Below are 25,951 nucleotides of genomic sequence, written 5' to 3'. Positions count from 1 at the left end.
GGGCTTCGCCGACTACCCGAGGCGAAGACCCCGAACACCAGGACCGTTACCCGAGCGGTCCTGTACACCCACAACACCCTGGGGGCATCAGTGAACACACAGCTTCGAATCGCCGTCATCGGCGCCGGATACTGGGGGCCGAACCTGGCTCGCAACTTCCGCGCCAGCCCGGATTGGGACCTGGTCGCCATCTGCGACCTCGACAGGGAGCGGGCCCAGCACGTCGCCGACCTGGTCGGCGGGGCCCGCGTGGTCACATCGCTGAGCGAGCTGCTGGCCGCCGACGACATCGACGCCGTGGCCATCGCCACCCCGGCGGCCACCCACCACGGCATCGCCAAGGCCGCCCTCAGCGCCGGCAAACACGTCATGGTCGAGAAGCCGCTCGCCGACACCGGGGTCAAGGGCAGGGACATGGTTCGAGCCGCCGCCGCCGCCGGCCTCGTCCTCATGACCGACCACACCTACTGCTACACACCCGCAGTCCTGAAGATCCGCGAATTGGTCGCGGAGGGAGCGCTCGGCGATATCCTCTTCATCGACTCCGTGCGCGTCAACCTCGGCCTGATCCAGCCGGATGTGGACGTCTTCTGGGACCTTGCCCCGCACGACCTGTCCATCATCGACTTCGTCCTGCCCGGAGGACTGCGACCGCTCTCGGTATCGGCCCACGGTGCCGATCCGCTCGGAGCGGGCAAGGCCTGCGTGGGCTACCTCGCGCTGCCGCTGGCCAACGGGGCGATGGCCCACGTGCACGTGAACTGGCTCAGCCCCACCAAGATCCGCCAGATGATCATCGGCGGCACGAAACGGACCCTGGTCTGGGATGACCTGAATCCGCAGCAGAGGGTCAGCATCTACGACCGCGGTGTCGACCTGTCCCTGCAGACGCCCGACGGAGACGAACGCCGTGCGTCGACGATCTCCTACCGGCTGGGCGATACCTGGTCGCCCGCGCTCCCCGAACATGAGGCGCTCGGTGCGATGGCCACGGAGTTCGCCCGCAGCATCCGCGAGAAGCGGCACTCCAGAACCGATGGAGAGTCCGGTCTGCGGGTGCTGGCCGTGCTGGAAGCGGCGACCAGGAGCCTGGCCGCTGCCGAGCTCGCGCCGGTTGCGGACATCCGCGCCATCGCGGTCGATGACATGCGTCTGATCGGAGAGGTGTCATGACCGAGCTGAGCGGGGCCACCGTCCTCGTCACCGGAGGTGCGGGCACCATCGGATCGGCGATCGTCGACCAGCTCCTGGACGCCGGGGTGGCGCACGTCGATGTGCTGGACAACCTGGTCAGGGGCCGCCGTGACAACCTCGCCGGTGCTCTGGCGACCGGCCGGGTGACACTGGTCGAGGGCGATCTGCGCGACCGTGACCTGGTCCACGACGTGGTCGCCGGCAAGGACCTGGTCTTCCACCAGGCCGCCATCCGGATCACCCAGTGCGCCGAAGAACCGCGCCTGGCCCTCGAGGTTCTGGTCGACGGCACCTTCAACGTGCTCGAAGCAGCCGCCGACCGGGGCGTCGACAAGGTGATCGCCGCGTCCAGCGCCTCCGTCTACGGCCTCGCCGAACAGTTCCCGACGTCTGAGCGTCATCACCACCACAACAACGACACCTTCTACGGCGCCGCCAAGTCGTTCAACGAGGGCATGCTGCGCAGCTTCCGGGCCATGTCCGGCCTCGACTACGTGGCGCTGCGGTACTTCAACGTCTACGGTCCCCGGATGGACGTGCACGGCCTGTACACCGAAGTGCTCGTACGGTGGATGGAGCGCATCGCCGACGGCGAACCACCGCTGATTTTCGGTGACGGCCTGCAGACCATGGACTTCGTGTTCACCGGCGACATCGCCAGGGCAAACCTTCTCGCGGCGGTCAGCACCGTGCGGGAGGGCGTGTACAACATCGCCAGCGGCACGGAGACGAGCCTGCTGGGGCTGGCCGAGGCCCTGCTGCAGGCGATGGGATCGGATCTTCCCGTGACGCACGGACCGGACCGGGCCGTCAACGGGGTCGCGCGGCGGCTGGCCGACGTGGCTGCCGCCAGGGCCGATCTCGGTTTCACGGCGGAGACCGGGTTGACCCAGGGCCTGCGCGAGCTGGTCGCCTGGTGGGCGCCACTGCGCGCCGAAATCGCCGCCGGCAGATCGTTGGTGACCTCATGACCAGGATCAACGTGATGAAGCCGTGGCTCGGTGCCGCCGAGGTGCAGGCCCTGACCGAGGTCATCGAGTCCGGGTGGGTCGCTCAGGGGCCCAGGGTGGCACGCTTCGAGGCCGTGTTCGCCGAAGCCATGCAGGCCGGCCACGCCGTCGCAACGTCCAACTGCACGACGGCGTTGCACCTGGCACTCGTCGTCGTCGGCGTGGAGAGGGGTGATGAGGTCATCGTGCCCTCGTTCTCCTTCATTGCCACGGCGAACGCCCCCACCTATGTCGGGGCCAGGCCGGTGTTCGCCGACGTCGACCGGACGACCGGCAACCTGACCGCCGCCACTGTCGCCGCAGCGATAACCTCACGGACGCGGGCGGTGATCGTGGTGGACCAGGGTGGGGTTCCCGTCGACCTCGACTCGATCAGGTCGTTGTGCGACCCCCTGCACATCCCGGTCATCGAGGACGCCGCGTGCGGCGCCGGCTCCACCTACCGGGGGCGACCCGTCGGAGCCGGAGCCGACATCGCGGCCTGGTCATTCCATCCACGAAAGCTGCTGACCACCGGTGAAGGCGGGATGCTGACGACGTCCCGTGCGGACTGGGCCGCGCGAGCCCGCCGCCTGCGGGAGCATTCGATGAGCGTCTCGGCGAACGACCGGCAGGCCAGTGTTCTCGCGCCACCCGAGGTCTACGGCGAGATCGGGTTCAACTACCGGATGACCGATCTTCAGGCCGCGATCGGAATCGTCCAACTCGGTCGCCTGGCCTCGATCATCGAGCGGCGCAGGGCCCTCGCACTGCGGTACACCCGAGCGCTGTCCGAGGTTCCCGGCTTGCGGCCGGTCACCGATCCGGAGTGGGGAACCAGTAACTTCCAGTCCTACTGGGTCGAGGTCGGCCCGGAGTTCGGCACGGACCGGGACGGCGCCATGAAAGCGTTGGCCCGGGCCGACATCTCCGCCCGCCGCGGCATCATGGCCGCGCACAGGCAACCGGCCTACCGGAAGGACGCGAACCCGCCGCTGCCCGTCACGGACCACCTCACCGATCACACCTTGATCCTGCCGCTGTACCACGACCTGGCCGAGTCCGACCAGGACCGGGTGATCGCGGCACTGTTGTCCGCGGCCGAACTGCAGACGGAGGGCGCAGCATGAACGACGTTCTCCTCCTCGGGGCGAGTGGCCTCGCCCGCGAAGTCGTGGCCGCGGCCGACGGCAGGATCCGGGTGGTCGGGATCCTCGACGACAACCCCGAGCTGCAGGGCAGCCGGATCGACGGGATCGACGTGTGCGGCACGGTGATGGACGCCGTGCACGGGTCGATTCCCCTGCTGCTCTGCGTCGGCGCCGGCACCGGTCGCCAGGCCATCGCCGACCGGCTTGCCGCCCGCGGAGTCGGAGACGAGCGTTTCGCGACCTTCGTCGACGGGTCGGTGCGCATCCCGCCGGGCAGCACCGTGCGGGCCGGCAGCATCCTGCTGGCCGGGGTCGTGCTGACCACGGCGGTGCGGATCGGCCGGCACTGCGTCGTGATGCCCAACGTCACTCTCACCCACGACGACACTCTGCACGACTTCGTGACAATCGCCGCGGGGGTCTCCCTCGGCGGCGCGGTCACCGTGGGGGAGGGCGCCTACCTGGGCATGAACGCGTCAGTCCGGCAGCAGGTGACCGTCGGGGCCCGCGCCACCGTCGGGATGGGAGCCGTCGTGCTGGAGGACGTCCCCGCCGGACAAACCTGGGCGGGCGTTCCGGCCGGGGCAAGGCTGGTGCGGGCATGAACGTCCCTTTCGTCGACCTGAAGGCGCAGCAGGCCGAAATCCTCGATGAGGTCACCCTCGAGCTGGGTCGAACCCTGGCCGACGCAACGTTCATCGGCGGCCCGGCCGTCGCGGCGTTCGAGGAGGAGTACGCGCAGCACCTCGGGTCGCGATACTGCGTGGGCGTCGGCAACGGCACAGACGCCCTCGAGCTGGCGCTCCGGGCGGTGGGCGTGGAACCGGGTGGCGAAGTGATCCTGCCGGTCAACACCTTCATCGCCACGGCCGAGGCGGTGTCCAGGCTGGGCGCCGTTCCCGTCTTCGTGGACGTCGATCCCGTGCACCTCCTGATCGACCCTGACGCGGTGTCGGCCGCCATCACCGGTCGCACCCAGGCGATCATCCCCGTTCACCTGTTCGGTCAGGTCGCACCGATGAAGGCGCTGCGTGACATCACGGCGTCGACGGGCATCCCGCTCGTCGAAGACAGCGCCCAAGCGCAGGGTGCTTCCTGCGCGGAGGGAATGGCCGGTTCGCTCGGCACCGTGGCGTCGACGAGTTTCTATCCGGGCAAGAACCTGGGCGCGGCCGGTGACGCGGGCGCCGTGACCACCGACGATGCCGGCATCGCCCGAACGGTTCGAGTGCTCGCGGCTCACGGCAGCGAGCACCGGTACGTGCACGAGCGGGTCGGCTTCAACTCCAGGTTGGATGCCATCCAGGCGATCGTGCTGCGGGCCAAGCTCCGGAAGCTGGCCGGGTGGAACACCCGGCGCGCGGACGCCGCGGACGTGTACGCCGACCTGCTGGGCGCGATCCCCGGCGTGCGGATACCCGTCACGGCGCCCGGCAACACCGACATCTGGCACCTGTACGTTGTGCGGGTCGCCGAACGGGAACGGGTACTCGCCCGGCTGTCGGCAGCCGGGGTCGGCGCGGCGATCCACTATCCGACGCCCCTGCACCTCACCGAGGCGTACGCCTCGCTGGGCATCCCGGCGGGGTCGTTCCCGGTCGCCGAACAGGCGGCCGCCCAGATCCTGTCGCTGCCGATGTTCCCGCACCTGAGCCCCGACCAGCAGGAGACCGTCGCCTCAGCCCTGGCGGAGGCCGTGCGATGAGGATCTCAGCGGCGGGGCCGCCCCGGACCGTGGCGGAGGTGACCGCGGTCATCCCGTGCTTCAACTACGGCCACTACCTCGAGCACGCCGTGTGGAGCGTGCTCGGCCAAGCCGACGTGCGTGCGCGCGTGATCATCGTCGACGACGCCTCCACCGACGATTCCCTCGCGGTCGCCCGGCGACTGGCCGGAGCCGACGCGCGGATCACCGTGATCGCCCACGCCGTGAACCAGGGGCACATCAGAACCTACAACGACGGACTCGATGCCGTGGAAACGGACTACGTGACCCTGCTGTCAGCGGACGACCTCGTCGCCGAGGGTGCGCTCGGCCGCGCGACAGCGCTCATGACGGCGCATCCCCGGGTCGGCATGGTCTACGGGCGTCCGGTGGAGTTCAGCGGTGAACCGCCGACGACCCGGCGGGCGGGCCTCGCGCCCCACACGTGGACGCGCTGGACGGGCGACGAATGGCTGGCCCTGGCCTGTCTGCGCGGCCGGTGCTTCATCCTGTCGCCGGAGGTCGTGATGCGCACGGCCGTCGTACGCCAGATCGGCGGATACAACCGGGACCTCCCCAAATCGGGCGACCTCGAATACTGGTTGCGCACCGCGGCTCGCTGGGATGTCGGACGCGTCAACGGGCGGGTGCAGGCGTACTACCGCCAGCACGAAGCCAATATGCACGCCGTCGCGCTTCCGTCGATGGCCGCGGACATCCGGCACCGCGCCCTGGCCTTCGACTATCTCGTCGGCGCCGACTACGCGTCAACCGCCGGCAACGGGGCGCGGCTGGTTCGCCGGGCACGCACCGCCCTTGCCCGCGAAGCGGTTCTGCTGAGCATGCGTGAGCTGGACGCCGGGGGCAGCCTGGTCACGGCAACCGAGCTTCGCGCCGCGGCCCTCGACGTACGGCCGGGGCATCGGGGCGGCTGGCGGCTGCGTCGGCTCGACAGACGGCTTCACCGCGCGTGGCAGGGAACCGCACCGAACGGCACCCAGAAGGCGCTCGAGACCGTGCGCGTGTTCGCAGACAGGGTGCGCTGGCGTATCTGGGCACTGACGGGTGTGTCATGACCGGGCGGCGCACACATCGGGTCGAAGACCTGGCTGCCCTCGTGGCGAGAGCCCGGCGGCAGGGCATTCGTGAGCTGGGCCAGCGCGGCGTCAACCGCCTCTACAGGGCGATGGATGTCGGGCAACTCGAGTTCCCGCTCCTGCCCGGCGACGTCATGGATTCGCGGCGCCTGCAGCTGCCGGTGCCCGACGCAACACCCCCGACGGACCGGCCCGCCAGAGTGGGCTGGGTGTGCACACCGCCGGCGGCGGGCAGCGGCGGGCACACCACTCTCATCCGGATGATCATCGAGGTGGAACGCCAGGGCCACGAGTGCGTGCTCTTCCTCTATGACAGGCACGGCGGGGACATCCGCCGGCAGGAGCGCACCATCCGTGAGCACTGGCCGGAGCTTCGCGCGACGGTGCAGAACGCGTCGGCCGGGATCCGCGGCGTTGATGCATGTGTAGCCAGCGGCTGGCAGACCGCGCACGCGCTGGCCAGCCACAGCGGCGGCGCAGCGATGCGCCGGTTGTACTTCATCCAGGACTATGAGCCGTACTTCTACCCGCGCGGTTCCCTGTACGCGCTGGCCGAAGACAGCTACCGCTTCGGTTTCCGGCCGCTCGCCCTGGGCCACATGGTCGCGGAGCTGTTGCGCTCCGAGGTCGGCGTCGAACCCGACGTTGTCGAATTCGGCTGCGATACCTCGGTGTATTCGCTGACCAACGCCGGTGACCGGGCCGGAGTCGTCTTTTACGAGAAACCCGGAAACGACCGCCGCGGGTTCGTCCTGGGCCGGCTCGCCCTGGAAGAATTCCACCGCACCCATCCTGACCAGCCCATCCACCTCTACGGTGGTGCCGGGTCGCACTGGACCATCCCCGTCATCCGGCACGGGCGCCTGACGCCGGCGGAGCTCAACCGGTTGTACAACCAGACCGTGGCGGGAATCGCGATGTCCTTCACCAACATTTCGCTGGTTGCCGAGGAAATGCTGGCCGCAGGAACCATCCCGATCATCAACGATGCCGCGACAGCTCGCGCGGACCTGGCGCATTCCGAAGCCGTGTGGGCGCTCCCGACTCCCAGCGGGATCGCCGAGGCGCTCGCCGCGACGGTCAGCGCGCCGGGTCAGCGCGAACGTGCGAAACGTGCCGCGGCCGGCGCCAGAGCCGGCTGGGACGCAACCGCGCAAAACGTCGCAGCGCTCATCCTGGCCGAGATCTACACCGGTCCTCTCGGCGACCCGGTGCCGGAAGATGCCCAGCGGGAGCCTCCGCTCGCGGTGAGGAGCGAGCAGTATGGTCGTTGACAGCCCGACGGCGTCGACGCAGCCGGGGGTGATCCGGCGAGGTCTGGTGTGGAGCACCGCCAGCAACATGGTGCTCAGGGTGAGCAACCTCGTGGTCGGCATCATCATGGCCCGCGTGATCGCCCCCGAGGCGTTCGGCGTGTTCGCCGTGGCGCTGACGGTGTGGTCGATCCTGAGCGCCCTGGCGGAATTCGGTCTGGGTGCCGACTTGGTGCGCCGGGCCGACTTCGAACGTCACGTTCCCACGGTCGCCACCATGGGAGCGGTCCTGAGTGCCCTGCTCGCTGCCGCGATGTTCCTGGGTTCTCCGGCCATTGCTGCCGCGTTCGGGAGCCCAGAGGCGACGAACGTTGTGCAGCTCATGTCAGTTCCCCTGCTCCTGGTCGGCCTCTCAGTGGTACCCGCCGCCCTCCTGCAGCGCAACTTCCGCCAAGGCACCGTGTTCGCGGTTGACGGATCGGCGCTTGTCATCTCCACCGGAGTCATGGTGGTGCTCGCCCTCCTGGGTGCGGGCGCGGCGTCGCTGGCGTTCGGGCGTATCGCCGGGCAGGTGGCCACGGTGCTCATGCAGTACCTGGCGGTACGCCGGTGGCCGGTCTTCGGCTGGGACCGCACCATCGCACGCGAGACGGTCTCCTTCGGCCTGCCGCTGGCGCTGGCCAATGTGGTCTCGTGGTCGATCATCACCATCGACAACCTCGTTGTCGCGCGGATGACCGGTGTCGCCGAGCTGGGCCTGTACGTTCTCGCGTTCAGCGTGGCGTCCTGGCCGATGTCCGTCGCAGGACAGTCGGTGCGGGTGATCGCTCTGCCGGCGTTCTCGCGGATAGCGGATCCCGCCCGCCGGGGACGTGCGATGACAGCGCTCAGCGGACCGATCTGGGCGGTCAGCGCAGTGATGGCAATCGGGCTGATCTTCCTGGCCCCCCAACTCGTCGTCACCCTGTACGGGGAACGGTGGAGTGCCGCCGCCGCCGCGGTGGTACCGCTCGCCGCCTTCGGGGCTTTCCGGGTGATGTTCGACCTCATGGCCACCTACCTGATCGCCTGCGGGATGACCCGGCGGGTCCTGATCGTCCAGGTGATCTGGGTCGTGACCCTGGTCCCCGCCATGATCATCGGCATCGCGCAGGCCGGAATGGCCGGTGCCGGCTGGGCGCACGTCACCGTGGCGGGCGCCGTGGTGCTGCCGGCGTATCTGCTCTGCCTGAAGGGCGCCCACGTGCCGCCGCTGCGTTTCATCGCCGCCTGGGCCGTACCGACCGTCGCCGCCATCCCGCTGATCGGGATGCTCTGGCTGCTGCCCACCCTCATCCCCGCAGCGGTGCCGGCCCTGCTGGCCGCCGCGGCCGTCGGATTGCTGTTCTACGTGCTGCCGATGTCGAGGTGGTGGCTCAGCCGTGCGCGCGCCCTCGCCAACCTGGAGGAAACCGTCAGCCCGACCAAGGAGACCCCATGACGGTTGAATCCACCCCCCGGCGCACCAGCCGGCGGCAGCGGGGCCTGGTCGTGGTTGCGGTCATCGGTCTCATCGGCGTCGCCATCGCGCTCTTCCTGGTCACGGTGACCGCCGCCGGCGAGGGAGATGCGGAAGGCACCGGTGCCGGTGCTGCCGGTGCTGCCGGGCCTGTGTCCGAACCCGAGTCGACGATCTTCGGCAGCCAGGAACCGGCGACGGCGGACAGCGAGGATGCCAGGTCGGTCGAACTGGGTGTGCGTTTCACCAGCGCGGTCGGAGGATCGGTCACCGGCATCCGGTTCTTCAAGAGCACCCTCAACACGGGCACTCACAGCGGTTCCCTCTGGACCGTCGAGGGGGAGCGCCTGGCCTCCGTGACGTTCGAGGCGGAAAGCGCCTCCGGCTGGCAGACGGCATCCTTCGCCGACCCCGTCACCATCAGCCCCGGCACCACCTACGTGGCCTCGTATCTGGCGCCGGAGGGGCACTATGCTTCGGATCCCGGCGCCTTCACCGAAGAGACGGTCAGCGCACACCTGAGAGTCCCGGTCGACGGGGGCCTGTTCGAATACGGCTCCGGGGGCTTTCCCACCCAGACCCATGACCAGACCAACTACTACGTCGACGTGCTCTTCCGCGCCGACCAGGTGGTGACCGCCGAGCCCGCCGGCGCACTCAACCTGCCGATGATCCCCTGGGAGGGCGGACCGGCCTATTGGAAACAGTTCAGCAAGGCGGATGCCGCCGGCTGGGATGACCCGGACTTCTTTCCGATGCTGTCGTGGTGGGGCAACGTCGCGTCCGACGCGGAGGTCGCCTATGACAAGTCACTGGGGATCAACACCTACAGCGAGATGTGGCCGGAAACCCCGTACAGCCTCTTCGAGGAGAACGACGTCTTCTGGGTGGGCACCGCGTTGAACGACACCTTCATCCCCGACAGCCCCAACTGGGTCGGCTACCTGCTTGACGACGAGGTCGACGGGCGGTTCACGGTGCCGGAGGGTCAGGCCCGCCTGCAGGGTTTCTCGGACGACGCCGCAGGCAACGGCTGGTTTCGCTACGCCAACTTCACAAAAATGGTCGTCGAGACCGACATGGACAAGGCGGCGGCCGAACAGTACGTCAACGGCTACACCGATGCGGTTTCGGTGGATATGTACTGGTACACGGTGCCGTATTGCGACTGGACCCCGTACCGGGACGTGTACCTGGTGCCGATTGACCAGGCCAACTGCCGCACATCGTCCAGCTACGGCAAGGTGATGGACTCGCTCCGGCTGCGCGACGCGGCCGACGGGACGCTCCAGCCGCTCTGGCAGTGGGTGGAGAACCTGAACGGCGGGCCCGGCGACGGGGCGCCGTCCGCGTACATCGCCGCCGGTCAGCTCAAGGGCGCGGTGATGAACTCCATCATCAACGAAGCCCGGGGAATCGCGTACTTCAACCAGAGTTTCAGCGGGCCGTGCCGCAGCTCGAACGTCTTTCGTGACTCCCAGAACGAGGGCTTCTGCGGTGCCGAGCAGGTTGCGGCGGTGAAGGAGGTCAACGCGACGGTTCACTCGCTCGCCCGGGTGATCAACACGCAGTCCTACGACTACTCCTTCGGTGCCGGTCTCGACACCATGCTGAAATCATCCGGCGACTTCGCGTACATCTTCGCCATGGTCGACGGCTCATCGACGCCGGGGAGCCGAACGTTCCAACTGCCGGAGAGCGTCGCGGGACGGGACGTCGAGGTTCTCGAGGAGGACCGGACCCTGGACGTCGATGGGTCGGGCCGGTTCACGGACTCATTCGACGAGGAGTACAGCTACCACGTCTACCGGATCGCCATCGACTGAGCCGGCACGGGGCCGGGCGGGGCGAGCAGGTGCCGCGCCCCGCCGGCCAGACCGAGGAGAAGGAAGAGCATCCCGCCGGACATCGCAAAGGACAGGCCGTCGAAAAAGGACATCATGAGGCTGGCGGCGACAAGCGCCGCGATCAGGGCCTGGGCGAACTGCCGGTCCTCCCTCTCGACCGCCGTTTTCCGTGCCTTCGCCGCGCTGACGATGCCGGCCGCGATCAGGAGCAGGAATGCGATGAAGCCCAGGATCCCGAGTTCGATCGCCAGGAGAAGGTACTGGTTGTCGAAGATGTGGTACCGGGCGATGAAGGTGCCGAATCCCTTGCCGACCAGGGGGAACCGGCTCACGAATTCGATGGCGGCGTCGTAGCTGCTCGTTCGTGACGACGCGCTCGGGTCAGTCGCGAGGCCCGTGAACAGGCCACGGATGGTTCCGAGCATTCCGGGAACCACAACGGCCAGAGCGACGGCCATGACGCCGCCGAGACTGAGCATCAGGACCCGGGCGCGTCTGGTGAGGGTCGGGAGCATCACGATCAGGCCGATGGCGAGGCCGATCAGGGTGGATCGGGAGAGGGAGGTCAGGGATGCGACGGCGATGGCGGCGAACGGCAGCCACGGGAGCAGGCGGTGCGCCGAGCGGTTTTCGGTTGCGAGCACGACGGCGAGGGGGAAGGCCACGCTTAACATCACCCCGTACTCGAGCGGATGGATTGCGGTTCCGGAAGCCCGGATGAAGCCGGCTCGTTGGTCCAGGCCCGCGGCGTTGGGCGCGTCCCAGGTGGTGAACGGCACCATTCGCCAGAGATCCAGGAGCAGTTCGCCGGTCAGGAACTGGAAAATGCCCAACGTCGCCAACGCGCCGCCAACCCAGGCGACCCGACGCAGCAGGACCCGCAGTTCGCCGGCATTCGACAGGCCGTCGTGGGCGACGAGCAGGATCCCGGCCCACGCCACCAGCCGGAGAATCCCGGTGTCGGCTGGACTGACCTCGTCGGTGGGCAGGCCACGGAGCATCGCGACGGCGTAGCTGAACCCCGCCACGGTGAGGAGGGCGAAGAGGGCCAGGGGCACGATTCGTCGCCCGGGCGCCAACGGGGCCTGGCGTTGCACCTGATGCCAGCACCACCAGAGCGAAGCGGCGAGGGCCCAGACCGTCGCCGGCCGGCCGGCCGACCCCATGGCCGTGATCGTCAGCCCGGACGGGACGGCGCACAGCAGCACCAGGTACACCGTGAGAACCGTCAGCCCGTCGATACCGCGGCGCGGACCGATGTGGTCGACGGGGACGATGCGGGGTGCCGCGGGCGCCGGCTTGCTCATTCGACGTGCTCGGTGGCGCGTGCCTCCAGCTTCGGGGAGGTCACTCTCGCGTCGAAACCGTCGAGATCCCGCAGATCGTCGGCGGTAACGCCTGCGCCGGCGTCCCGGTGGCCCGCGAACGCCGGGCGCCGCTTCAGTCCGGCGGAGGACCTGACTTCGGGGGGCTCGACGGGCGCGTCCAGTTCATCGCCCGCATCCGGGTCGGACTCCCGTTCGCTCGCCCGCAGCCGGCGCCTCCTGGCGCGGGACAGGAGCAGACCGTCGATGAAACCGGTCAGAAGGAGGGTGAGGGCGACTCCGGCAGCGGCGGTCACGGCGACAGCCTGCAGCCGGCTCTGCTGGATCACCGTGCTGGTGTCGTCGGTGGTGAGCGACAACGCGGTGATCCGGTCCTCACCGGGCACGCCGGCTTTGGTCTGCAGTGTGCTCAGGGTGGACTCCACTGCCGAGAGTGCGCGGTCGAGGACCTCGGCGACCTCTACGTCGCTCGCGCCGGTCACGGTGACGGTCAGCAGCGGGCCGCCGCTGGTGACGTTTTGCGCCACAGAGACGTCGGCCGTCGCATGGCCGTCCAGGAGCGGCTCGCGGACGGTCTGTGACGCCATCGTGTTCACGAGTACCTCGCTGGCCTGGCCGAGGCCGCCCAGGTAGAGGTACGGGTTTCCTCCGTCGGGAACGCTCGAGGATGCCGGCATGAGGAGCAGGCTCGCCGCGCGTTGGTAAGTGGGGAGCACCGTGGAGGAGACGAACGCGCACGCAAAACCGGTGATTATCAGCCCGATCAGAACCACGTACCAGCGTCGCCCGAGGCCCCGCAGAAAATTCGTCAATGTCATGTCACACGCTCCGTCTGTTGGCGTCCACACCGTGGGAAGAAATCGACGGCAGCACCGGGCCGGGCGGCCCGGCCTGCCGACGACGTTGGGAGAGCCGACCGGCGAGCCGGTCGACGAGTACCGCGGCGGCCGCGGCGAGGCCGGTGCCGACCAGGCCCAGCACCAGCAGGGCCCGCGCCTGGGTCTGGCGGGTCGGTCCGACGTAGTTGATCGTCGCCTCGGCCGGCACCCAATCCGTGCTGATGGCGACCTGCGCGCTCACGGCGCCCTGCCTGTTCTCCGTGACGGTGTCGATCCGGTCCAGCAGCGTGTCGAGGGTCGCTCGCACCCATTCGGGGCTCGGTCCGGTGACCCGTACCGACAACACCGGATCGGGGAAGCTGAACTGCCACTGCCCGCCGGTATTGGGCATCACGACCTGGTAACCCTGGGATACTCCGGCGCCGACGAGCGGGGCAGACTTGGGGAGCCGATCCGGGGGTTCGCCCTTGTTGACCTCGAGTTCGACGGCGCCGACGAATTCCACCAGGGTGTCTCGCTTGCGATCGTCGAAGATCCCGACCGCTGCGCTGCCGGGGATCACGAAGACCACGGTCGACTCGGCGACGTAGGCGCCCCCGGTCCGGCTCAGCGTGGCGAAACCGACGCCGACGACGGCGAGGACGGCTAGGACGATGTACCAGCGCCGGATGAGAACCCTGATGAGGGCCGGGGCGGTCATTCGCTCGGCCCAGCGGTCACAACGCCCGATACCGTGGCGTGCGGCAGTGACGCCCACCGCCGGCGATCCAGCAGGATCCCCAGGGTGTGGCGGTCGGCTTTCCGGCGAGCCCGCAGCGCCGCGTGGAGGGTGACCGCGAGGTGCACCCAGGCCGCCGCCGCCCGGCTCCCGTGCCGTTGGGCGTAACGAACCCGGTTCACCGACAGGAGCGCGGCCTGCCCGGGTGACATGCCGGATCCGCCCTGACGGTGCTCGACGGTGGCGACGGGAGTGAACCGGGCCGTCGCGCCGGCCTCGCGTGCACGGCGAAAATAGTCGGTTTCCTCGGAGTAGAGGAAGTATCGTTCATCCCAGTCGCCGAGCCTGTCGGCCAGGCCGCGGTGGATCAGCAGTGCGGCGCCGGTGGCCCATTCGATGGGGTGGGCGGAGCTGTAGCTGTCTGGGTCGTACACGGTCTCGGCGAGCCAGGCGGGCCTCCAGGTGGCGTGATCGCCGAACAGGGCCTCACCGAAGGATCGAAGCACGCTCGGTTCGCGGCGAAGCGACGCCTGCGGGTTGCCTCGGGAATCGACCAGGCGGGGGACCACGATGCCGGCTCCGGTCGATGCCTGGCTGGCGAGCATGCCCTCGACGCTGCCCGGCCACACGACGAGGTCGGGATTGAGCACCAGGATGCTGCGAGCCGGTCCGAGATGACGCAGGGCGACGTTGATGCCACCCGCGTAGCCGCGGTTGCCGCCGGCGGAGACCACGGTGACGTCACCGTGGGCGGAAAGCACGCCGAGGGTGTCATCGGTGGAGTCATTGTCGACGACGATGACACGCATCCCGACGGCTGTGGCGGAAACCCGCAGGCTGGCCAGCAGGGACCCGATGTCTGCAGCGCTGTTATAGGTGACGATGACGACGGCGACGTCTGCGGGTTGGTGTCCTCGAATAAAGCTGCCGGGACCATCGGAGGGCGATCGCACTCGTTCACCCCCCTGAGTTCTGTGGGACCCCAACGACGGTGACGCCAGGTCCACGGCACATCCGAGCCAATCTCGAGTACCGGTGGAGCAGACAGTATCCCGGTGTCGAGAAAGCGGCGGTCCCCCGAAATGGGGTGATTAGCACAGGCATCGTGGGGTGTCACGCCGCCAGGTCGTCGGGCGCCACCCGGCTTGACATGTCGCGTTCCCACCCCACGGTGCCGCGGCTGAATGCCCGGTGGGTCTTCAGCCGACCGACAGCGGTGAGTGCGCCGTAGCAGAGGGCATCGGTCGCGCTCGCCGGACCCCGCACAGAGCCGATGAGAGCCCTGACGCTGCAGAGAGTCGTCGATACGGCGCCCAGCTCCGCAACGCCCCGATATTGCCGGGCGAGCACGGCGATGAGGCCGGAGACGGTCCTGGGGGTGTACACCCGCACGGGCGCGCTGGTCGGGACGACCACCTTTTCGGCGGGATCGAAGAGACTGTCCACGTAGGAATCGTCGGCCGTGACCGAGGGGAACCTGGCGAACCTGTCATGCCCGGCCGCACTCACGGCGTACGCGCCGGCGCCCCAGAGTGCGGCGCGATTGGTCGGGATCCTCCCGCGAGCCCGGTAGTAGCTCTTGACCAGCGCGGATGCCCCGGTGGTGTCGTACGCGGACGCCGGCCGGGCGGCGAGGACACGCCCCGGTGACAGCGAGTCGAAGATCGCGCGGACGGTGACCGGCTCGATCCCGACATCGGCATCGAGGTAGAGCCGCGGCCAGCAACCGGCCGCGGCGTCGCCGACGTTGAGGGCTGCGGTCTTGGACGCCGTCTCGATTTCGTAGACCTTGACGCCGGGAAACCCCCGGGCGATCGACGCCGTGTTGTCGGAACAGCCGTTGCAGACGACGATGATCTCAGCCTGGTTCAGGAACGCCATCGGCGCGATCAGGGAGAGCGTGCGGCCGATCGTGGCGTGCTCGTTGTGGGCGGGGATGATGATGGTCCCGGCCGGTGTGCTCGACCTGGCCCCCGGTGCGGGCCTGGACGGCGAGTCCTCGGCCGGCACGCGGGTCTCGGGCGGGGACGAGCTCCAGGCGCTTCCCGCCAGCAGAGTGCGAATGATCCGGCGCTGGGCAGGGTCGGTCAAGTGGCGCGCGGCGGTCACGGCCAGGGCCGCCTGGAACGCGAGCGCGTAGCCGAGCGAGTGGTAACGGCGGGTGAAGCGCACCCGGCTCGCCGTGAGAAGCGCCGTGAGCGCCGGGGTGCATTCCTCCGGGCGGGGCTCGTACCGGATCCTCGCGGCGGGCTCGTACCAGATGGCTGCCCCGCTCTCCCGCACTCGGCGGAAGTAGTCCGGCTCTTCGGCGGGGGTGCTGAAACGCTCGTCCCGGTCGCCGACCCGGTCGGCAACGTCCCGGCGCACGAGGAGGCAGGTGTCGTAGCCCCAGCGCACCTGGTGAGCGTGTTCATAGCTCTCAGGGTTGATGTCGATGGCGTCGGTGTCAGTGCTGAGAAGTGCCCGGCCCACGGTGGGCTCCTTCCGCAGATGCCGCCGGGTGCTGCCGTCGGCCGAGAGCAGCCGAGGCATGACGGCACCGGCGCCGACCCGGTTCATCCGGTCGACCATGGCCCGCAACGCGCCACGTTCCACCACTCCGGTGCCGTCGAGCACCAGCACAGCGTCGGCGTTCCCGATGTGTGCTCGCGCGGCGTTGATCGAACCGGCGTGGCCGCGGTTCGGCGCCCCCGGGACCAGGATCACGTCGCGCTCGAGGAGCAGGTCGAGCGGGGGGATTCGATCGTGGTCGGCGGCCGCCACGATGCACCGCAGCCTGAGGTCCTGGCATTCGGAGCGGAGTGCCTCGAGCAGCGGAGTGAGACTGACGGCGGCGTCGGCGACCACGATGACGGCGACGTCAGCGTGTTCGTCAGGGCCGGCGAACCGCGACTCTGGCGGCTGCCCGCTCGCGTGGGCACCGACGATGACCGGGGACGGTATCGCTGCCGGGTCGTCGGTCGTGCTTCTCGTCCGCCGGACCGCCAGATAGGCAGGCGGCCCCTGCACCAGATACCGGGTGAACAGGCGCCGGGGTTCGAGGCCCAGCCGCCACGCCCACTCCAGGCCGTGCCGGGACATCCACTGCGGAGCCCTGCTCACCCGTCCGGCGAGGAAATCGACGACGGCGCCGAAGGCCAGCAGCACCCGGGAACCCGTGGCCACACCGTGCTCGGCGATCCAGAGTTCCTGCCGGGGTTTGCCGAGTCCGACGATCAGCAGCTCGGTGTCAGCGTCGCGGATCTCGCGGGCGATCGCATCCGATCGCACCGGATCCCGCAGCTCGTCCCTGGTGGGTGCCCAGCACCCGGAGATGCGCAGGCCGGGGTGACTGACGGCGAGCTCGCTGAGGACACGTCCATGGGTGCTGGCCGCGCCGCCCAGGAAGCCGATGCGGGTGCCGCGGCTTTCGCACATCTGAAGGATCGGGCCGATCAGATCGCTGCCCGCCAGACGCGGCCAGTCCCGGCCGGTGAGGCGCCTGGCCTGCGCGGCGAGGGGGGCGCCGTCGATGAGGTTGAGCCAGGCGAGGTCACCCTGACCGGCGCCGGGCAGCGGGCCTTCCGCCGCAAGGGTACCTGTCCACTCGGAGCCCGCCCCGAAGTGGTGCACGTGGTCAAGATTGATCGACGTGACGGCCAGGGGCGGAACGTCGCGCGCGGCGAGGTGCCCCGCGATGCGATCGATGGAGTCGTCGAATCGCAGGAGGTCGCAGGCCGACCCGCCCAGGACGATTCTGGCTTCGTTGAGAGTCATGTGCGCACCACCGAGGGAGACCAGGCATGGGGGATGAAGAGGCGAGGTTCGCTGACCCCGTCGATGGAGATGGACCAGACATCGCTGTCGCCGACGACATCGGTGCGGGCCAGCCCGTAGAGCAGCGTCGAATCGTCCAGCCATTCCACCTGGTCGTCGACGTTGCCGGGGGCGGGTAGAAGAGTCTCCACCCCCGTGCCGAGATCGAGCACCGCGATCGACCAGATCGGCGGCTGCGTGCCGGCCACGACCTTCTTATAGGCGACATGACGGCCGTCGGGGGAGAGCGACGGGCACTCGGCGGACTCCCGGATGGCCGTCAGGGTGCGGGCGGCCAGGTCACCCTGCACCAGCCAGGTGCGTCCGGCCGAGGCCGCCGTGGCGTAGAACGTGGAGTCGTCGCTGGCGAAGGTCACGCCCCAGATGTTGCGGTCGGCCGCTGTGATGCGGTCACCGTCCACCATGAGCGCGAAGTCTTCGAGATTGCCGAAGTCGGTGCCGTCGGCTGTGGAGATGGTCGTCTGGGTCGAGAACGCGACCGTCCCATACGATTCCCCGGTCACGAAAGCTGTCATGGCGACGAGGTGGGAGTTCGCGGATATCCGGGTGCGGCTGGGGATGCCGGGCAGCGGCCACGAGCGCAGCTCGGCGGCGTCCGCACCGCGCAGGGTGGCCGCGAAGGTCGTGACGATCCCGCGGTCGATGTGGAGGCACATCTGCGCGGCCGTGGTTGCGTACACCCTGTCGCACGCCACCGTCGTCACGGAGCGCTCGCCGGCGGGATCGGCGAGCGGGACGGAGGCGACCAAGCCGTACCCGTCGCCGGATGCCGTGTTGCGGAACACGATCCTGTCGCCTGTCGCCACAATGTCGGTGCTGACGGCCTGCACCGTGCTCGCGCCGGTCCGTCGTTCCTGGGAAGCGGCCCAGGCAACGATGCCGTAGCCGCCGGCTCCGCCGAGGAGCACCGCGCTCACCAGCACGGCGGCGATCGAGCGTCTGCGGGCGGTCATGTCGTCTGCACCCGGGCGAAAGCGCCGCGCAGGACGAGAGCGGCTAGCGGGATCAGCAGGGCGAGTGCGCCGGCGATGATCATCATCGCGTTGCCGCGGCCCACCGCGAACCAGAGCAGGCCGAATCCGGTGGACGCGATCAGCCGGGTGACGGCCACGACGGTCTGGGCGGACGCGATGGCTGTGGCGCGGCTGGCCTCAGGCGTCGACTGGGACGCGAGCGCCGCGAGGATGCCGTCGGTGGACGCATAGAACACACCGAGCGCGATCAGGCAGAGAATCGTCGTCGGAAGCCCGGCAACGGGGACCGCGGCGCAGACGTAGGCCGTGAGGAGCGCGAGGTGGCCGCAGACGAAGACCCGGGCACGGCCGAACCTGTCGGCGAACCTGCCCAGGGGGATGGCCAGGAGGAGGAAGGCGACGTTGGTGCCCACATAGAGAAGGGGGAACCAGGCCGCCGCGAAGGCATCCCGGCTCTGCAGGACCAGGTAGATGAACCCGTCACCGATGGTCACGATGCCCAGCAGGCCCGCGGTCAGGAGCAGGCGGCGCAGCCGGGGATCCCTCAGCTGCGCCCACCTGAACGACGCCCGGGAGGTGCCGGGTGCGGCCAGCGCCGCCGACGGACGGGTGTTCGGCACGATGAGGCCGAGCACGAACACGCCCACGATCGCGAAGGCGAGTGACACGACGAAGACGGTGTCGTAGCCGTCGGGGATGGCGAACAGGATCGCGAAGGCCAGCAGTGGCCCGACCGCGGCGCCGACGGTGTCGAGCATGCGGTGCACGCCGAAGGACCGGCCGAGGTTCTCCGGGAGCGACGACGCTGTGATCAGCGCGTCGCGCGGGGCGGTCCGAACGCCCTTGCCGAGACGATCGACCGCGATGACGGCCACGAGGGAGGTGAATCCGGTTGCGAAGAGAAGCCCGGTGCGGGCCAGGGCTGACAGTCCGTACCCGAAGAACGCGATCCACTTGGGCTGGTCCCCACGGTCCGCTGCCCAGCCGCCGGCGATCCGCACGATGGCGCTGACGCCCTGGTAGATCCCGTCGAGAAACCCGTAGGCGACCGTCGACAGGCCCAGCACTCCCGTGATGTAGAGCGGAAGGATCGCCGACACCGACTCCGAGGAGACGTCGGTGACCAGGCTGACGATGCCGAGGGCGATGACGACCGAAGACACCCGTGTCGCGGCGGGGCGCCCGGGGGACAAGGCTGTGCCTGGTGTTGTTCCCCGGTCGGCTGCTCCCCGGTTGGATAAGGAAATGTACACAGGCCGGCCCGCCGTCAACCCTGCGCCGTGAAGACGCCGAAGAGCACGTAGCTGGATCCGCCGGCGACGGCGGTGACCGAGAGGGTGACCGAATCGTCGTCGCGGGCAAAGCTGAGCGTCGACGCGCGTTTGGTGCTGGTTGTCGGGCTTTCGAGGAGTCCCAGGGGGGCGAAGTGCTGCCGGTAGAACGCCAGGACATCGTCGGTGCCGAGTGTGGTCTTCGCCTCGAGGCTGGCCTGCAGGCGGTCGCCCTGCGTCGCCACCGAACTGTTGTCGACGAGTGAGTCCGGGATTCCCGGCAGGACATCGGTGGGGAACCCGTCCACAACCTCGCCGAGGGAATTCGCGGCCGGAGGGAGCGGCAGTGACACGAGGGCGGACCGGGGCTTCGACGGCGGCAGGGTGACGTTGACCTGACCGGGCGGGAGCACTTCAGTTGACGTGCGGGGGCCCACCTCGGTGTCGGTGTCGGGGATGGGGTCGGCCTGCGGTCCTTCCGGAGCCGGTGATGCCGTGTCGTCGGCCGGGGTGGGCTCGGACGGCATCGGGGTGCCGCCGGCGTCGGGTGTCGGCAGCGCCGAGGCCGATGGTGTGGACTCCGCCACCACGCGGCTTTGGTCGGTAGCCGGCAGCAGCTGGGCGACGATGAGGCCGGCCGTCGCCACGGCCACGGTGAGGCCGAGCGCGGTGAGGCCGAGCTGACGCTTGTTCATCGCGGATCTCCTTCGGCCATGAGGACTCCGTCGCGCTCGTGGAAGTGTTCGCCGGTGGCCGGGCAGGTCAGCCGGCCGTCGTCCTCAGCGCGCAGCGGGATCCCCGCCCGGCCGACCCAGCCGATGCGTCGGGCCGGGACGCCGGCGACGACGGCGTAGTCCGGGACATTCTTCGTCACCACGGCGCCGGCCGCGACAAGCGCCCAACGGCCGATGCTGACCGGTGCGATGCAGACGGCCCTGGCGCCGATGGACGCGCCCGTGCCGACGTGCACACCGACTGAGTGCCAGTCGTCGGCGTCTTTGATGCTCGTATCGGGGTTGACGGCCCGCGGAAACACGTCGTTGGTGAACACCACGGCGGGACCGACGAAGACGCCGTCTTCCAGGACCGCCGGTTCGTAGATCAGGGCGTAGTTCTGGACCTTGCAGTTGCTCCCGAGGATCACGCCAGGCCCGATGTACGAGCCCCGCCCCAGGATGCAGCCGCTGCCGATGGTTGCGTGCTCGCGCACCTGGGCGAGGTGCCACACGCGGGTATCGGCGCCGACCTCCGCGGTCGCGTCCACGTCGGCAGTCGGCTCGATGAGTGCGTGCCCGGCCGTTCCCGGCGTGGGCATCATGAGCATCGCCCAGAGAGGCGGCGTCGGGAGGCTGCGGGGCAGCAGGCCGCGCGGAGGGGTCGACGATTAATGGTTCTGTTCACGTTCCATCCCTGCAATTCGGGTGTACAGGTACAGCTCGGACAGAGCCCGACGCCGGCAGTTGTACACCCCCGGAACGGACCCGTGACGAGACCTGACGCAAACTCAGGTGCTCACGACGCGACCATAGCCGGGCCGGGAAGGAGTCGCTGTGACCTTATCGGGGGGCAAATCCGAGAGGGTGGAGGGTGCCGTTGTGTTCGCCGTAGTGTGCGCCGGTCACCGGGCATCTGAAGAGGCCGGGGCCCACGTGGTTCAGACGGGCGCCGCTCTGCCCCACCCAGTGCACCCTCCTGGCCGGAATCCCGTCCATCAGGGCGTACTCGGGGACGTCGGCGGTCACCACGGAGCCGTCGGCCACGACGGCCCAGCGCCCGATGGTGAGCGGTGCGACGCAGACGGCGTTGGCGCCGACGGACGCCCCGGTGCGCACGGTGACGCCGACGAGGTCCCAGTCGGCTGTGGTCTTGCGGCGCCCAGCCGGCGACACGGCCCGGGGATATCTGTCGTTGGTGAACACGGCCCCAGGCCCGACGTGCACCCGTTCCTCCAGCAGGGTCGGTTCGTAGAGCAGGGCGAAGTCCTGCACGGTGCACTGGCGTCCGAGGATCACTCCCGGCCCCAGGTACACGGCGCGCCCGATGGCGCAGCCGGGGCCGAGACGGGCGAATTCGCGTACCTGTGCGCGGTCCGCCACCGTACTGCCGTCGCCGAGCACCGCGCGGGGGTCGACGTCGGCGGACGGTGCTATCCATATCGCCCTCACGGCGCCGGCGTCTGTCGTCACGAGTATCCCTTGCAAGTTGGGAGCCGGATGGCGCGGGGCTCGTGCTGTCATCGGCCTGACCCGGGGCGACAGGCACGGGTGAGTTTTGCTCAGTTCTGGTGTGCGCTGCAGGGAACATAGCGCGTGCCTTCCGGCCCCGCTGTAACCACTCCAGGGGTGGCGTCTAGGCCAGCCGGGCCAGCCCGGTGACGTCGTCCCGCGGCAGCACGTCGGCGACGGCGGTGACGGTGAGTGCATTCAGCCCAATTGCGGCGCCCGCCGAGGAGAGGAAGGCGGTGTCTGCGGCGTCCCGGCCCGTGGCGATGCGCAGAAGGGACTGGCGCGGAGCGAGCCCGGTGGCGTCGACGACCTGCCAGGCGCCGTCGAGATATGCCTCGGCCACGGCGTGGAAGTCCATCGGGGACAGGCCGGGAGCGTAGGCCGACACCAGGCGGGCCGGCACGTCGTGCGCGCGCAGGAAGGCTATGACGAGGTGAGCGTAGTCGCGGCAGACGCCCTGCCGGGCCAGCAGGGTGCGCACCGCACCATCCGTGGGCAGGCTGGCGCCGGGCACGTAACTCAGGTGCGTGCCCACCCAGGAGGTGATCGCGTCGAGCAGTGCGGTGCCGGTGAGCCCACGGAACTCGGCCTGCGCGGTTGGCCAGAGGTGGTCGGATTCGACATAGCGGCTGGGCCGGAGGTAGCGCACGATGTCGATGTCGGACACCTCCGCGGGCTCGGATTGGCCCGATACCTCGACCGTGTAGTCGATGTCGATCCGCCCGGCCTGTACCGCGACGAGCTGGAGCCGGGTGCCGTGCGCGTCGAGGACGTCCCGGTAGGCCAGCGCGGTGTTGTTCTGCAGGATGGTGAGTTGCTCCGTGGCGTTCGCGTCCGCGGCGACGGCGACGGACAGGACCAGCTCGGCGGGCCCGTGTGCAACGAGTTCGAGATGCGCGGAGGCGGAGCGTTTCATGCCCACATCGTGGCATACATCCGCGAACCGTGAGAAAAGCACCTAACCCGACGGATTTTAGGTGCTTAACTCACAGTTCGCGCGTTCTGGCGGGAGCCCGGCTCGGCCGCGACGACACTCGACCCGAAGTTCGCCTGTTTTCGGGCATAAAAAAATGGCCACCCGCGGTAGAAGCCCGCAGATGGCCAAGTGGCCCCGACCGGCGTCGATCCGGTGACCTTTCGATTTTCAGTCGAACGCTCTACCAACTGAGCTACAGGGCCTCGAACGCGGCTCGAGAGACGCCTTCGAAAGGACGAAAAGCCCCTTCTTTCGAAAGGGCTTGTCGCCTTGGCGACCCTGACCGGACTTGAACCGGCGACCTCCGCCGTGACAGGGCGGCGCGCTAACCAACTGCGCTACAGGGCCAAACTATGATGCTTTTCTTGCGATGCTGCTGTGATGCTGTCTAACTTTTTGTGCCGAGTACAACCTACAGTATGCGTAGCCCCAACGGGATTCGAACCCGTGTTAACGCCGTGAAAGGGCGCCGTCCTAGGCCGCTAAACGATGGGGCCGAACTCCCGGAAGCTGATGACTTCCGACGCATAATCATAAGTGTTGGCAGAGCGATAGTTCAAATCGGCCACAACGGCCGGTGCCCGCGGGGCTGACCCGAGGGTCCGTTCGCCGCGGGATTCCGGGCCAGAACCGGAATCGGGCCCGATCCGCCCCTCGGCGTGTCGCGTTTTCACCGCGCCCGCGAATGGGCGGGGAATCGGGGTGCTCGAGGGTTAGGTTTTATTCGACCCCCGGCCACCCAGCGGGGTTTGTTATTGTGACGAGAGTTACCACAGTGACGAATGTGACAAGCACAAGCCCGATCGGGGAGTTATGAAGCGCACGGCAACCGTGATCAGCCGCGGAGTTCGCGCCAGCCTGAACCGGCTGCGGCCGAACCGGCAGCAGCCCACCCGAGTCAGGCGCATCGACGCCCGTCAGGCGACGTTGGGCGTGACCGGCTTCGCCGCCGCCCTGACCCTCGCGGTGACCCTGGCCAGCCCGGCCAGCCCGGCCATGGCCGTGGACTATCCAAGCTGGGACGACGTGCTTGCCGCCAAGTCCAACACCAACGCTGCCTCCGCCCAGGTCACCGAGATTCAGAATCTCATCGCCGGCCTGCAGACCGAGGTGGAACGCACCCAGGCGGAAGCCGAGGCCCGCGGAGCCGAACTCGAGGTCGCCCAGTCCAAGTTCGACGACGCCAGCCGTCGCGCCAGCGACCTACAGGCCCAGGCCGACACCAGCAAGACCGAGGCCGACACTGCCACCACCCAGGCCGGCCAGCTCGCCGCCCAGCTGTACCGCACCGGCGGCACCGACCTCAGCGTCAACCTCTTCATCGACGGACAGCAGAGCGGCGAAGGCGCCGACGAACTGCTCTCCAAGCTCGGCAGCATGAGCAAGCTCGTCGAACGCAGCACCGACGTGTACGAACAAGCCCAGACCGCCAACAACACCGCCCAGTCACTCGGCGACCAGGCCACCGTCGCCAGGGCCGAACGCGAGACACTGCGCATCGCGGCCGAAGCCGCCATGGCCGCGGCCCAGGATGCGGCGGATGCGGCGGCGGGAGCCCTCGCCGCCTCCGAAGCGCAGAGCGTGATCCTCGAGCAGCAGCTTCAGTTCATGCAGGACGCCCAGGCCACGACGACCGCCGGCTATGAGGCCGGCGTCGCCGAACGGGCCCGGATCGCCGCGGAAGCCGAAAAGGCGCGCCTCGCCCAGGTCGCGGCGGATGCCGCACGCGCCGCGGCCGCCAGGCCGCCCAGCTCGTCCGGCGGCTCGACCGGTTCAGCCGGAGCAGGCCTCAGCGGCGGCCAGGTCGGCAGCCAGGGCTGGGGCGTTCCCGCCGGCGGACGCATCACCGACGGCTACGGCGCCCGCGCCCAGCTCTGCGGCAGCGGCGGCTGCAGCGGCGGTTTCCACTACGGCACCGACATCGGCACCGGCTGCAGCGCCCCGATCTACGCCGCCGCATCCGGCACCGTCGTCTACGCGGGCCGCCTCGGCACCTACGGCAACTTCGTAAAGATCAGCCACGGCAACGGCGTCGAAACGGGCTACGCCCACATCCGCGACGGCGGCATCTTCGTCTCAGTCGGCCAGCAGGTCTCGGTGGGCCAGAACATCGCCAGCTCCGGCACCACCGGAGCCTCCACCGGCTGCCACCTGCACTTCGAGGTGTTCAGCGGCGGCAACCGCATCAACGCCGTTCCGTTCATGTCCGACAGGGGAGCGCCACTTGGCTGATCACACATCCACCCACCGCTCGCGGCGCACCTCGGCCGCACTGCTGTCGGCCGCACTGATCGGCTCGGTCACCGCCGCGGCCGGCGTGGCCGTGCCGGCCTTCGCCGATGAGGACTACCCCAGCTGGGACGAGGTCGCCAAGGCCAAGCAGAGCGAGGCCACCAAGGCGAAGGAGATCGAGAACCTCACCGGCCTGCTCAACGGCCTGCAGGAGTCGTCAGCGGCCGCGTCGCAGGACTCCCAGATGGCCGCGGAGGCCTATCGGGTCACTCAGGACGACCTCGATGCGGCCACGGCCAGGGAGGAGAGCCTGGACAAGCAGTCCGCGGTGGCCCAGAAGGCCGCGGACACCTCCAAGATGCGCGCCGGCCTGATCGCCGCACACCTGGCCAAGACCGGAGCCCAGGACCTCTCCCTCAACCTGTTCCTCAACGGCAACACCGCCGACGACCTACTCAGCCAGCTCGGCACGGCCAGCAAGCTCAGCGAACAGTCCGAGACCATCTACCGGCAGGCCGTGCAGGACAAGAACACCGCCGAATCGCTCATCGCCCAGGCCGCCGCCGCCACCGCGGAACGCAAGCGCCTGAGCACCGAGTCCAAGGAGAAGTACGACTCGGCCAGCGACGCCGCACTGGGCGCCCAGGCCGCACTCGACGTGGAGCTGAAGAAGTCGTCGGAGCTCTACGAACAGCTGGCCCTGCTGAAGGACACCACCGCCGACGTGGAGCGCGAGTACCAGACCGGGCTGGATGCCGCCGCATCCGCCGCCGCGCTGGCCAAGGCCCAGGCCGCCGCGGCCGCCGCCGTCAAGAACAACCCGCCCGCCGCCTCAGCACCC

General features: G+C 69.1%; 21 protein-coding genes, 3 tRNA genes and 1 pseudogene. 11 read left to right on the top strand and 14 right to left on the bottom strand.

Annotated features, from left to right (window positions below; translation table 11 throughout):
- The first annotated feature begins 90 nt into the window (after positions 1-90).
- From CXY76_RS02670 to CXY76_RS02630, 9 genes are read left to right on the top strand one after another with little or no spacing between them, the layout of a single operon-like run.
- The gene (locus tag CXY76_RS02670) at positions 91-1,173 is read left to right on the top strand and encodes a Gfo/Idh/MocA family protein (RefSeq protein WP_104162722.1); all 1,083 of its coding nucleotides are present in this window, start codon (positions 91-93) and stop codon (positions 1,171-1,173) included.
- Positions 1,170-2,165: an NAD-dependent epimerase/dehydratase family protein gene (locus tag CXY76_RS02665; protein WP_104162721.1), complete on the top strand. Its 996-nt coding sequence runs from the start codon at positions 1,170-1,172 to the stop codon at positions 2,163-2,165. Before CXY76_RS02670 ends, CXY76_RS02665 begins: the two co-directional genes overlap by 4 nt.
- Complete coding sequence (locus CXY76_RS02660; RefSeq protein WP_104162720.1) at positions 2,162-3,313, top strand: DegT/DnrJ/EryC1/StrS aminotransferase family protein; 1,152 nt, start codon at positions 2,162-2,164, stop codon at positions 3,311-3,313. The genes CXY76_RS02665 and CXY76_RS02660 overlap by 4 nt, the downstream gene beginning before the upstream one ends.
- On the top strand, positions 3,310-3,939 hold the full coding sequence (locus CXY76_RS02655; protein WP_104162719.1) for a NeuD/PglB/VioB family sugar acetyltransferase: 630 nt from the start codon (positions 3,310-3,312) through the stop codon (positions 3,937-3,939). Before CXY76_RS02660 ends, CXY76_RS02655 begins: the two co-directional genes overlap by 4 nt.
- Positions 3,936-5,039 (top strand): DegT/DnrJ/EryC1/StrS aminotransferase family protein, encoded by a 1,104-nt coding sequence (locus CXY76_RS02650; RefSeq protein ID WP_104162718.1) that lies wholly within the window; start codon positions 3,936-3,938, stop codon positions 5,037-5,039. Before CXY76_RS02655 ends, CXY76_RS02650 begins: the two co-directional genes overlap by 4 nt.
- Positions 5,040-5,077: 38 nt before the next feature.
- Positions 5,078-6,115 (top strand): glycosyltransferase, encoded by a 1,038-nt coding sequence (locus CXY76_RS02645; RefSeq protein WP_158253822.1) that lies wholly within the window; start codon positions 5,078-5,080, stop codon positions 6,113-6,115.
- The gene (locus CXY76_RS02640; RefSeq protein ID WP_104162716.1) at positions 6,112-7,410 is read left to right on the top strand and encodes a glycosyl transferase group 1; all 1,299 of its coding nucleotides are present in this window, start codon (positions 6,112-6,114) and stop codon (positions 7,408-7,410) included. The genes CXY76_RS02645 and CXY76_RS02640 overlap by 4 nt, the downstream gene beginning before the upstream one ends.
- The gene (locus tag CXY76_RS02635) at positions 7,400-8,869 is read left to right on the top strand and encodes an oligosaccharide flippase family protein (protein WP_104162715.1); all 1,470 of its coding nucleotides are present in this window, start codon (positions 7,400-7,402) and stop codon (positions 8,867-8,869) included. Before CXY76_RS02640 ends, CXY76_RS02635 begins: the two co-directional genes overlap by 11 nt.
- Positions 8,866-10,713, top strand: coding sequence for a DUF4082 domain-containing protein (locus CXY76_RS02630; protein ID WP_104162714.1), 1,848 nt, complete (start codon positions 8,866-8,868; stop codon positions 10,711-10,713). Before CXY76_RS02635 ends, CXY76_RS02630 begins: the two co-directional genes overlap by 4 nt.
- Here the strand turns inward: CXY76_RS02630 and CXY76_RS02625 are convergent.
- From CXY76_RS02625 to CXY76_RS02560, 14 genes are all read right to left on the bottom strand, one after another.
- Complete coding sequence (locus CXY76_RS02625) at positions 10,692-12,041, bottom strand: O-antigen ligase (RefSeq protein ID WP_104162713.1); 1,350 nt, start codon at positions 12,039-12,041, stop codon at positions 10,692-10,694. The two genes, CXY76_RS02630 and CXY76_RS02625, sit on opposite strands and share 22 nt — an antisense overlap.
- A complete protein-coding gene (locus tag CXY76_RS02620; RefSeq protein WP_104162712.1) occupies positions 12,038-12,877 on the bottom strand; it encodes a hypothetical protein in 840 nt (279 codons plus the stop codon). Before CXY76_RS02620 ends, CXY76_RS02625 begins: the two co-directional genes overlap by 4 nt.
- A 1-nt stretch (position 12,878) precedes the next feature.
- Positions 12,879-13,598 (bottom strand): hypothetical protein, encoded by a 720-nt coding sequence (locus tag CXY76_RS02615; RefSeq protein WP_104162711.1) that lies wholly within the window; start codon positions 13,596-13,598, stop codon positions 12,879-12,881.
- Positions 13,595-14,569 (bottom strand): glycosyltransferase family 2 protein, encoded by a 975-nt coding sequence (locus CXY76_RS02610; protein ID WP_158253821.1) that lies wholly within the window; start codon positions 14,567-14,569, stop codon positions 13,595-13,597. The genes CXY76_RS02615 and CXY76_RS02610 overlap by 4 nt, the downstream gene beginning before the upstream one ends.
- 160 nt (positions 14,570-14,729) lie before the next feature.
- Entirely contained in the window at positions 14,730-17,372 is a 2,643-nt protein-coding gene (locus tag CXY76_RS02605) for a WecB/TagA/CpsF family glycosyltransferase (RefSeq protein WP_104162709.1), read from the bottom strand.
- Positions 17,369-18,385 (bottom strand): hypothetical protein, encoded by a 1,017-nt coding sequence (locus CXY76_RS02600; RefSeq protein ID WP_104162708.1) that lies wholly within the window; start codon positions 18,383-18,385, stop codon positions 17,369-17,371. Before CXY76_RS02600 ends, CXY76_RS02605 begins: the two co-directional genes overlap by 4 nt.
- Positions 18,382-19,659 carry an MFS transporter gene (locus CXY76_RS02595; protein ID WP_104162707.1) on the bottom strand — a complete coding sequence of 426 codons (1,278 nt, stop codon included), beginning with the start codon at positions 19,657-19,659 and terminating at the stop codon, positions 18,382-18,384. Before CXY76_RS02595 ends, CXY76_RS02600 begins: the two co-directional genes overlap by 4 nt.
- A gap of 14 nt (positions 19,660-19,673) precedes the next feature.
- Entirely contained in the window at positions 19,674-20,372 is a 699-nt protein-coding gene (locus CXY76_RS02590) for a hypothetical protein (RefSeq protein ID WP_104162706.1), read from the bottom strand.
- Complete coding sequence (locus CXY76_RS02585; RefSeq protein WP_369826050.1) at positions 20,369-20,995, bottom strand: acyltransferase; 627 nt, start codon at positions 20,993-20,995, stop codon at positions 20,369-20,371. The genes CXY76_RS02590 and CXY76_RS02585 overlap by 4 nt, the downstream gene beginning before the upstream one ends.
- A gap of 238 nt (positions 20,996-21,233) precedes the next feature.
- Complete coding sequence (locus tag CXY76_RS02580) at positions 21,234-21,863, bottom strand: acyltransferase (protein WP_233199522.1); 630 nt, start codon at positions 21,861-21,863, stop codon at positions 21,234-21,236.
- A gap of 163 nt (positions 21,864-22,026) precedes the next feature.
- A complete protein-coding gene (locus CXY76_RS02575; RefSeq protein WP_104162704.1) occupies positions 22,027-22,818 on the bottom strand; it encodes a transglutaminase family protein in 792 nt (263 codons plus the stop codon).
- Between the two features lie 190 nt (positions 22,819-23,008).
- Positions 23,009-23,081: transfer RNA gene (locus CXY76_RS02570), tRNA-Phe, on the bottom strand.
- Between the two features lie 68 nt (positions 23,082-23,149).
- Positions 23,150-23,226 (bottom strand) — tRNA-Asp (locus tag CXY76_RS02565).
- 76 nt (positions 23,227-23,302) lie between these two features.
- Positions 23,303-23,375, bottom strand: a tRNA-Glu gene (locus CXY76_RS02560).
- 316 nt (positions 23,376-23,691) lie between these two features.
- On the opposite strand from CXY76_RS02560, the gene CXY76_RS02555 reads away from it, so the two are divergent.
- Positions 23,692-25,110, top strand: coding sequence for a peptidoglycan DD-metalloendopeptidase family protein (locus tag CXY76_RS02555; RefSeq protein ID WP_104162703.1), 1,419 nt, complete (start codon positions 23,692-23,694; stop codon positions 25,108-25,110).
- Positions 25,103-25,951: pseudogene (locus tag CXY76_RS02550) on the top strand (NlpC/P60 family protein); the annotation flags it as partial. The gene CXY76_RS02555 and the pseudogene CXY76_RS02550, both read left to right, overlap by 8 nt.

The sequence above is a fragment of the Cryobacterium sp. N22 genome, from assembly GCF_002929555.1.
In the GTDB taxonomy this organism is placed as follows: domain Bacteria; phylum Actinomycetota; class Actinomycetes; order Actinomycetales; family Microbacteriaceae; genus Cryobacterium.
The sequence above is the reverse complement of the archived record's forward strand: the minus strand, read 5'-3'. Positions and strand labels throughout refer to the sequence as shown.

Bases quoted from the DNA above. Each gene is read 5' to 3' on its own strand.
- CXY76_RS02575 (WP_104162704.1), bottom strand. From the start codon at position 22,818: ATGAAACGCTCCGCCTCCGCGCATCTCGAACTCGTTGCACACGGGCCC.
- CXY76_RS02585 (WP_369826050.1), bottom strand. From the start codon at position 20,995: ATGATGCCCACGCCGGGAACGGCCGGGCACGCACTCATCGAGCCGACT.
- CXY76_RS02590 (WP_104162706.1), bottom strand. From the start codon at position 20,372: ATGAACAAGCGTCAGCTCGGCCTCACCGCGCTCGGCCTCACCGTGGCC.
- CXY76_RS02605 (WP_104162709.1), bottom strand. From the start codon at position 17,372: ATGACTCTCAACGAAGCCAGAATCGTCCTGGGCGGGTCGGCCTGCGAC.
- CXY76_RS02620 (WP_104162712.1), bottom strand. From the start codon at position 12,877: ATGACATTGACGAATTTTCTGCGGGGCCTCGGGCGACGCTGGTACGTG.
- CXY76_RS02635 (WP_104162715.1), top strand. From the start codon at position 7,400: ATGGTCGTTGACAGCCCGACGGCGTCGACGCAGCCGGGGGTGATCCGG.
- CXY76_RS02615 (WP_104162711.1), bottom strand. From the start codon at position 13,598: ATGACCGCCCCGGCCCTCATCAGGGTTCTCATCCGGCGCTGGTACATC.
- CXY76_RS02640 (WP_104162716.1), top strand. From the start codon at position 6,112: ATGACCGGGCGGCGCACACATCGGGTCGAAGACCTGGCTGCCCTCGTG.
- CXY76_RS02630 (WP_104162714.1), top strand. From the start codon at position 8,866: ATGACGGTTGAATCCACCCCCCGGCGCACCAGCCGGCGGCAGCGGGGC.
- CXY76_RS02600 (WP_104162708.1), bottom strand. From the start codon at position 18,385: ATGACCGCCCGCAGACGCTCGATCGCCGCCGTGCTGGTGAGCGCGGTG.
- CXY76_RS02660 (WP_104162720.1), top strand. From the start codon at position 2,162: ATGACCAGGATCAACGTGATGAAGCCGTGGCTCGGTGCCGCCGAGGTG.
- CXY76_RS02555 (WP_104162703.1), top strand. From the start codon at position 23,692: ATGAAGCGCACGGCAACCGTGATCAGCCGCGGAGTTCGCGCCAGCCTG.
- CXY76_RS02655 (WP_104162719.1), top strand. From the start codon at position 3,310: ATGAACGACGTTCTCCTCCTCGGGGCGAGTGGCCTCGCCCGCGAAGTC.
- CXY76_RS02665 (WP_104162721.1), top strand. From the start codon at position 1,170: ATGACCGAGCTGAGCGGGGCCACCGTCCTCGTCACCGGAGGTGCGGGC.
- CXY76_RS02650 (WP_104162718.1), top strand. From the start codon at position 3,936: ATGAACGTCCCTTTCGTCGACCTGAAGGCGCAGCAGGCCGAAATCCTC.
- CXY76_RS02625 (WP_104162713.1), bottom strand. From the start codon at position 12,041: ATGAGCAAGCCGGCGCCCGCGGCACCCCGCATCGTCCCCGTCGACCAC.